This window comes from Sphingomonas citri (assembly GCF_019429485.1).
In the GTDB taxonomy this organism is placed as follows: domain Bacteria; phylum Pseudomonadota; class Alphaproteobacteria; order Sphingomonadales; family Sphingomonadaceae; genus Sphingomonas; species Sphingomonas citri.
The window spans coordinates 213112-220643 of record NZ_JAHXZN010000006.1 but is presented as its reverse complement, the minus strand read 5'-3'; the positions used below and the strand labels follow the sequence as shown (position 1 = coordinate 220643).

7 protein-coding genes are annotated in these 7532 nt (G+C 70.8%); 5 read left to right on the top strand and 2 right to left on the bottom strand.

Features of this window, described 5'->3' with window-relative positions:
• Window positions 1-121 precede the first annotated feature (121 nt).
• Window positions 122-1234 (bottom strand): aldose epimerase family protein, encoded by a 1113-nt coding sequence (locus KZ820_RS16325; RefSeq protein WP_444547592.1) that lies wholly within the window; start codon window positions 1232-1234, stop codon window positions 122-124.
• 178 nt (window positions 1235-1412) lie between these two features.
• Between KZ820_RS16325 and KZ820_RS16320 the strand changes: the two genes are divergently transcribed.
• Complete coding sequence (locus KZ820_RS16320) at window positions 1413-2732, top strand: sugar MFS transporter (RefSeq protein WP_219749654.1); 1320 nt, start codon at window positions 1413-1415, stop codon at window positions 2730-2732.
• 270 nt (window positions 2733-3002) lie between these two features.
• Here KZ820_RS16320 and KZ820_RS16315 read toward each other — a convergent pair whose 3' ends face one another.
• The gene (locus KZ820_RS16315; protein ID WP_219749653.1) at window positions 3003-3881 is read right to left on the bottom strand and encodes an SMP-30/gluconolactonase/LRE family protein; all 879 of its coding nucleotides are present in this window, start codon (window positions 3879-3881) and stop codon (window positions 3003-3005) included.
• A 98-nt stretch (window positions 3882-3979) separates the two neighbouring features.
• Between KZ820_RS16315 and KZ820_RS16310 the strand changes: the two genes are divergently transcribed.
• From KZ820_RS16310 to KZ820_RS16295, 4 genes are read left to right on the top strand one after another with little or no spacing between them, the layout of a single operon-like run.
• Window positions 3980-4858, top strand: a complete 879-nt coding sequence (locus tag KZ820_RS16310; protein WP_219749651.1) for a 2-dehydro-3-deoxygalactonokinase — start codon at window positions 3980-3982, stop codon at window positions 4856-4858.
• Complete coding sequence (locus KZ820_RS16305) at window positions 4855-5493, top strand: 2-dehydro-3-deoxy-6-phosphogalactonate aldolase (RefSeq protein WP_219749649.1); 639 nt, start codon at window positions 4855-4857, stop codon at window positions 5491-5493. The genes KZ820_RS16310 and KZ820_RS16305 overlap by 4 nt, the downstream gene beginning before the upstream one ends.
• Window positions 5490-6485: an AraD1 family protein gene (araD1, locus tag KZ820_RS16300; RefSeq protein WP_219749647.1), complete on the top strand. Its 996-nt coding sequence runs from the start codon at window positions 5490-5492 to the stop codon at window positions 6483-6485. The genes KZ820_RS16305 and araD1 overlap by 4 nt, the downstream gene beginning before the upstream one ends.
• Complete coding sequence (locus KZ820_RS16295; protein ID WP_219749646.1) at window positions 6482-7423, top strand: Gfo/Idh/MocA family protein; 942 nt, start codon at window positions 6482-6484, stop codon at window positions 7421-7423. Before araD1 ends, KZ820_RS16295 begins: the two co-directional genes overlap by 4 nt.
• The last annotated feature ends 109 nt before the right edge of the window (window positions 7424-7532 follow it).

Sequence of the window (7532 nt, the reverse complement as noted above, 5' to 3'; positions counted from 1 at the left end):
GCCGAAGTTGAGGTAGCGCTCCAGATACAGCGCCGTCATGTCGATGTTCGCAGGATTGTCGAACCACGCCCGGCTGCGCAGCGCCGGCGGTGTAGTGCTCTCAGTCATCGCTCGCTCCGGGTCAGCGCGCCGTCGAGACGCGGAAGACCATGATATGATGGTAGGGCTTGCCCGGATCGACGCGCGCCGAGCCGAACGCCGGCTGGTTGGGGGTGTCCGGGAATTTCTGCGGCTCCAGCGCGATGCCGTCGCCCATGCGATAGACGTGGCCCGACTTGCCGATCAGCGAGCCGTCGAGGAAGTTGCCCGAGTAGAATTGCACGCCCGGCTCGGTGGTGAGCACCTCGAGCACGCGGCCGGACACCGGATCCTCCAGCCGCGCGGCGAGCTGCGGCTCCTTGGTGGCGCCCTTGTCGAGCGCGAAATTATGGTCGTAGCCGCGGCCGATCACGATCTGCGGGTCGCGCCCGTCGCGCACGCCCTCGCCGACGATACGCCCTTGGGTGAAGTCGAACACCGTGCCCGCCACCGGCTTGAGCTCGCCGGTCGGGATCAGCGTGGGGTCGACCGGCGTGTAGCGCTTCGCCGGGATCGTCAGCTTCTGCGCGTAGATGCCGCCGACCGAGCCCTCGCCCGCCATGTCGAAGAGCGCGTGGTTGGTGAGGTTCACGATCGTCGGCGCGTCGGTCTTGGCGCCGAGGTCGATCGTCAGCGAACCGGCGTCGTCGAGGCTGTAGGTCGCGGTGACCTGGAGCGTGCCGGGATAGCCCTGGTCGCCCGCCGGGCTGGTCATCACCATGGTGACGCTCGCCCTGGGTCCGGACTTCACCTCGGTGATCTTCCAGATCACCTTGTCGAAGCCCTTGGTGCCGCCGTGGAGCGAGTTGGTCTTGTCGTTCAGCGGCAGCTGGTAGTTCTTGCCGTCGAGCGCGAACTTGCCGCCGCGGATGCGGTTGGCATAGCGTCCGACGGTCTGGCCCCAGAAATTGGGCTTGGTCACGTAGCTGGCGGCGTCGTCGTAGCCGAGCGTGATGTCGGCCACCTTGCCGTCGCGCCCGGGCACGTTGAGCGACTGGAGCGTCGCGCCGAGCGTCATCACGCGCGCGCTGACGCCGTTGCTGCCGCTGAGCACCACCGCCTCGATCGCGGTGCCGTCGGGCAATTGGCCGAACGCCTCGCGCTTCGCGGTCGCGGCGTCAGCGCCCACTGCCGCCAACAGGCTGCCGGCCGCCATCGTCCACCCGCTCCACGCAGCCCATCTCACCATTGCCGACCTCTCCCGAACGTCCTAGCGCACGCGCCTCAACACCGCCGTTCTGCGGCGTTTCCGCATTGACCCGGCGACCACCCGGAATATAGTCAGACATATCGAGCACGCGCAACCCAGTTCCGCGCGTCACAAGGAGAGGATGATGGCCGGACCACCGATTTCCAGCGGCGCTGTCGCGACGGGGGGCGGAGGGGCCGTCTCGTATCGCCCCGCGCTCGCGCTGCTGGCCTCGCTGTTCTTCATGTGGGGTTTCATCACCGTCCTCAACGACATCCTGATCCCGCACCTGAAAGCGGTGTTCGACCTCAACTACACCCAGTCGCTGCTGATCCAGTTCGTCTGGTTCATCGCCTACGGTGTGGCCTCCTTTCCCGCCGCCAAGCTGATCGAGCGGATCGGCTACAAGAAGTCGATGGTCGTCGGCCTGCTGATCATGGCGGTGGGTGCGCTGGGCTTCGTGCCGGCGTCGCAGCTCGCCTCCTACGGCTTCTTCCTCACCGCCCTGTTCGTGCTCGCCACCGGCATCACGCTGCTCCAGGTCGCCGCCAACCCCTATGTTGCGGTGATCGGCCCGCCCGAGAGCGCCTCCTTCCGGCTCAACCTGGTGCAGGCGTTCAACTCGCTTGGCACCTTCGTGGCGCCCACCTTCGGCGCCATGCTGATCCTGTCACGCTCCGCCTCGGGCACGAGCGAGGGCGGCACGACGCAGCTGAGCGCGGCGCAGCGGCTCGCCGACGCGCAGTCGGTGCAGATGCCCTATATCCTGATCGCCGGCGTACTGGTGGTGATCGCGGTGACGATCGCGCTGTTCAAGCTGCCCCAGCTCGGCTCGGCCACCAACCGCATCGCCGCCGACGAGCGCCGCCGCCACTCGCTGTTCCAGCACCGCAACCTGGTGTTCGGCGTGCCCGCGATCGGCCTGTACGTACTGGCCGAGATCTGCGTCGGCTCGCTGCTGATCAGCTTCATCCAGCAGCCGCAGATCGCCAACCTCAGCGCCGCCGATGCCAGCGGCTATCTCACCCTCCTGTGGGGCGGGATGATGGTGGGTCGCTTCGTCGGCGCCGCGATCATGCGTTATATCGCGCCGGAGAAGCTGCTGGCGTTCAACGCTTTGGTCGCCTTCGTGCTGGTGATGACCGCGGTGCTGTTCACCGGCCATATCGCGATGTGGGCGCTGGTGCTGGTCGGGCTGTTCCACTCGATCATGTTCCCGACGATCTTCACGCTGGGGATCAAGGGCTTGGGTCCGCTCACCGAGGAGGGCTCGGGCCTGCTGATCATGGCGATCGCGGGCGGCGCGCTGGCGACGGTGCAGGCGTGGATCGCCGACCATCACGGGCTGAGCATCTCGTTCCTCGTTCCCGCGGCGTGCGAGTTGTACGTACTGTTCTATGCGGTGTGGGGCTCGCGCCCGACCAACGCCTTCCCGGACAGCGCGGCACAGGAGACCGCCGCCTGAGGGTGGCGGCACGACACCGATGGTTTCGTGGGCGGCCGGCGTTCCCTCGGGGGAGCGCCGGCCGTTCGATTTGGGTCACGCACGAGGATGCGTCACCATCTGTCTGTGCTGAGGAGAGGCCGAGCGTGTCGAAGCCTTGTCTCGAAGCGGCGCCGCGCCGGACGGTGCTTCGAGACGCCGCTTCGGCGGGCTCAGCGGCTCCTCGGCGCGAACGGGGCGCCCCTTAGCACGAGCGGGGTGACATAGCGGACGCACGTTATCGCGCCCCGTTCACCCGTTCGCGCGCGCTGGTGGCAGCGGCTGGCCCGGCACCTCGACCGCGAAGCTGAACAGCCCGCCTGCCTCGGGCTGCGCGGCACGCTGGGCGTCGTCGAGGCCGATGCTCGCGGTCGTGACATAGGCCGTGCGCAGGTCAGGCCCGCCCAGCGCGACCTTGGTCACGTTGGACGCCGGGATCCGCACCTCGCGCAGGATCGCGCCCGCAGGCGAATAGAGCCGCGCGCGCCACCCGCCCCACAGGCCGACCCAGACGTTGCCCAACGAATCGACCGTGACGCCGTCGGGGTGGCCGTCGATCGGGTCGATCCGCGCGAAGTCGCGCATCGTGCCCGTCGTGCCGTCGGGCGCCAGCTCGACCGCGTGGATCACCCCGCCGACCGTGTCGACGTGATACAGCGTCCGCCCGTCGGGCGCGATGCCGGGGCCGTTGGTGATCGCCACCGCGGGGATCGCGGTCGCCACCGCCGCGCTGCCGTCCCAGCGGTGGACGCGCCCGGTCGGGCCGCTCTCGCTGTCGTCCATCGAGCCGAAATAGATCGAGCCGTCGGGCGCCACCGTGGCGTCGTTGAGGCGGTTGCCGGGCAGTTCGGGCTCGACCTCGGCGAGATGCGTGAAGTCGCCGGTGTCGGGATCGAAGCGCGCCAGTCCGGTCTGCAATCCCGCGATCAGCGCGCCGTCGTCGGCGGGCAGCACCCAGCCGACCTGCGCCGGCGCGTCCCACTGTGTCACGTCGCCGCTCGCGGGATCGTAGCGATGGACCCGGCGCCGCTTGATGTCGGTGAACCACAATACGCCCCTCGCGGGATCCCACGCCGGCCCCTCGCCCAGCAGTGCGCCGCCGCGCCACAGCGTCGTCACCTCGTCCGCCATCGTCCGCTCTCCTTCTGTTCTGTCGCCGGTCAGCACCGGCACCGGCTTGACCTGATCGCACAGCGGTTTATGTCTTACAAATAGATTAGGAGGGATGCGTGGCGGGCGACTATATCGCCATCGACTGGGGCACGACCAACCGCCGCGCGTGGCGCGTGGCGGCGGACGGGACGTTCGGCGAGGCGCTGCGCGACTCGCGCGGGGTGCTCGCGCTCACCGCCGACGATTATCCCGCGGAATTGGCGACGCTGCGCGCGCGGCTCGGCGACCTGCCCGTGATCGCCGCCGGCATGGTCGGCTCGAACCGCGGCTGGCGCGAGGTGCCCTATGTCGACGCCCCCGCCGACCTCACCGCGCTCGCCGCTGGCGCGCTGCACCTCCCTGACGCCGGCGCCTTGCTGCTGCCCGGCGTCGCGCTGCGCGGCGGCGAGCGCGCCGACGTGATGCGCGGCGAGGAGGTGCAGGTGCTCGGCGCGCTCGCCGCCGGTCTCGCCCCCGCCGACGCGCTGTTCTGCCAGCCCGGCACACACAACAAGTGGATCGCCACCACCGCCGGTCAGATCACCGACGTCGCCACCGCCCTGACCGGCGAGCTGTTCGCGCTGCTGCGCGGCCACGGTATCCTCAGCGCGATGCTCGACGGGCCGGTCGCCGACGGCGCTGCCTTCCGCGCCGGCGTGGCGCGCGGTGCGGGCGCGCGCGACCTCACCGTCGCGCTGTTCGAGGTGCGCGCGCGCGTGCTGCTCGACCGGCTCGACGCGGTCGACGCTGCCAGCTTCGCCAGCGGCGTGCTGATCGGCGCCGACGTCGGCGCGCGCAGCGACCTCAAGGGCCGCCCGGTTCAGCTGCTCGCCAGCGGCGACCTCGCCACGCTCTACGCCGCCGCGATCGACTCGTGCGGCGGCACCGCTCTGGCGCTCGACAACGAGCGCGCCTTCGCCGCCGGGATCCACCGGCTGTGGGAGATGACCCGATGACCGACCCTCTCGCGGCCTTCGACGCCGCCTTCCGTCAGGCGCCGCTGGTGGCGATCCTGCGCGGCCTTACCCCGGCCGAGGCGCCCGCGGTGGGCGACGCGCTGGTCGAGGCGGGCTTCACCCTGCTGGAGGTACCGCTCAACTCGCCCGAGCCGATCGAGAGCATCCGACTGCTCGCCGAGCGGCTCGCCGGGCGCGCGATGGTCGGTGCCGGCACCGTGCTCACCACCGACGACGTCGCGCGCGTGCAGGATGCGGGCGGCACGCTGATCGTCTCGCCCAACACCAACCCCGAGGTGATCCGCGCCAGCGTCGCCGCCGGGCTGGTGTCGCTGCCCGGCTATTTCACGCCGAGCGAGGGCTTCGCCGCGCTCGCCGCCGGCGCCACCGCGCTCAAGCTCTTCCCCGCGGACGGCACCACCCCCGCCTTCCTCAAGGCGCAGCGCGCGGTGCTGCCCAAGACGACGCGGATGCTCGCGGTCGGCGGCATCACCCCGCAGAACATGGCCGAGTGGCGCGCCGCGGGCGCCGACGGCTTCGGGCTCGGCTCCAACCTCTACCGCCCCGGCAAGTCGGCCGAGGCGGTGAGCGAGGACGCACGCCAGTATATTACCGCGCTCAAGGACCTCGCATGAGCTTCACCCGCCTGCTCCAGCACCGCGGCGACGACGGTCGCCGTCGCGTCATCCTCGCCGAGGGCGACGCCGCCTACTTCCTCGACGGCGTCGCCACGACGCGTGAGCTGGCGCTGGACGCGATCGCGCGTGGCACCACGCTCGCCGCGGCCGCGGCGGCGCGCCGCACCGACGAGGCGGTCGATCTCGCCGCCGAGCTCGACGCCAGGCGCCTGCTCCCCGCGATCGACCATGAGGACGGCGCGCGGCTGCTGCTCGCGGGCACCGGGCTGACCCATCTCGGTTCGGCCGAGGGGCGCGACAAGATGCACAAGGCGGCGGCCGACGCCGCGCACCAGACCGACTCGATGCGGATGTTCCTGGAAGGTGTCGAGGGCGGCAAGCCCGCCGCGGGCGCGGTCGGGCAGCAGCCCGAGTGGTTCTACAAGGGCGACGGCCAGTCGCTGGTGGCACCCGAGGCGCCGCTCGCCTCGCCCGCCTTCGCGCAGGACGGCGGCGAGGAGCCCGAGCTCGCCGGCATCTACCTGATCGGTGACGACGGCACGCCCTATCGCCTCGGCGTCGCGCTCGCCAACGAGTTCAGCGACCATGTCACCGAGAGGCACAACTACCTGTGGCTCGCGCATTCCAAGCTGCGCCAGGCCGCGCTCGGCCCCGAGCTGCTGCTCGGCACGCCGCCTGCGGACATCCGCGGCACCAGCCGCATCGTCCGCGATGGCGCGACTTTGTGGGAGAAGCCGTTCCTAACGGGCGAGGACAATATGTCGCACCACCTCGCCAACCTCGAGCACCACCACTTCAAATATGCCGGCTTCCGCCGCCCCGGCGACGTCCACGTCCACTTCTTCGGCACCGCGACCTTGTCGGTGGCGGATGGCGTAAAGACCCAGCCCGGCGACGTGTTCGAGATCAGCGCCGCGCCCTTCGCGCTGCCGCTGCGCAACCCGCTGACCGACGCGCCCGACGCGCCGGTGCAGGTGCGCGCGCTGTGAGCGCCCGCATCCGCCTCGCGCTGGTCGGCATGGGCAAGATCGCGCACGACCAGCACCTGCCCGCGATCGCGGGCAACGACGACATCGAGTTGGTCGCGACGGTCAGCCGCCACGGCGAACCGGTGGGTGGCCTGCCCTTCTTCCCCAACGTCGAGGCGCTCGCCGCGAGCGGCGTCGCGGTCGACGCGGTCGCGCTCTGCACCCCGCCGCAGGTGCGCCGCGCCATCGCGCAGTTCGCGATCGAGCAGGGCTGGCACGTCTTCCTGGAGAAGCCGCCCGGCGCGACGCTGGCCGAGGTCACCGCGCTGCGCGACGCGGCGACGACGCGCGGCGTCAGCCTGTTCGCCAGCTGGCACTCGCGCTACGCCGACGGGGTCGAGCCCGCGCGCAGCTGGCTATCCGGTCGCGAGGTGAAGCGTGCGACGATCACCTGGCGCGAGGACGTGCGCGTCTGGCATCCGGGACAGGACTGGATCTGGGAGCCCGGCGGCTTCGGCGTGTTCGATCCCGGCATCAACGCGCTGTCGATCGCTACACGGATCCTGCCACGCCCCTTCTTCGTCGAGACCGCCGAGCTGGACGTGCCGTCGAACCGCGCCGCACCGATCGCCGCGCGAGTCGCCTTCCGCGACACCGCGGGCAGCGCGATCGCGATGGATCTCGACTTCCGCCAGGAAGGTCCGCAGCACTGGGACATCGAGGTCGAGACCGACGCGGGCACGCTGCTGCTCGCCAAGGGCGGTTCGGTGCTGACGATCGACGGCAAGGAGGCGGTGGCGCACGACGCCGAGCTGCACGGCGAATATCCGGGCCTGTACCGCCGTTTCGCCGAGATCGTCCGCGCCGGCGAGTCCGACGTCGACGTCGCGCCGCTGCGGTTGGTCGCGGACGCGTTCCTGCGCGGGCGCCATATCGCCGTCGAGCCCTTCGTGGAGTGAAGGGCGGCGCGGACTGCCCGCGGACTGCCTCGCCCTGTTCTCCCGCACAGGCGGGAGCGCGGGGGCCGAGGGCGGCGCGGGCCTTTTTCCGTTTGCCTCCGGGTTCCCG

Excerpts from the sequence above, each read along its gene's own strand:
- KZ820_RS16315 (WP_219749653.1), bottom strand. The coding sequence starts at position 3,881 with ATGGCGGACGAGGTGACGACGCTGTGGCGCGGCGGCGCACTGCTGGGC.
- araD1 (WP_219749647.1), top strand. The coding sequence starts at position 5,490 with ATGAGCTTCACCCGCCTGCTCCAGCACCGCGGCGACGACGGTCGCCGT.
- KZ820_RS16320 (WP_219749654.1), top strand. The coding sequence starts at position 1,413 with ATGGCCGGACCACCGATTTCCAGCGGCGCTGTCGCGACGGGGGGCGGA.
- KZ820_RS16325 (WP_444547592.1), bottom strand. The coding sequence starts at position 1,234 with ATGGCGGCCGGCAGCCTGTTGGCGGCAGTGGGCGCTGACGCCGCGACC.
- KZ820_RS16305 (WP_219749649.1), top strand. The coding sequence starts at position 4,855 with ATGACCGACCCTCTCGCGGCCTTCGACGCCGCCTTCCGTCAGGCGCCG.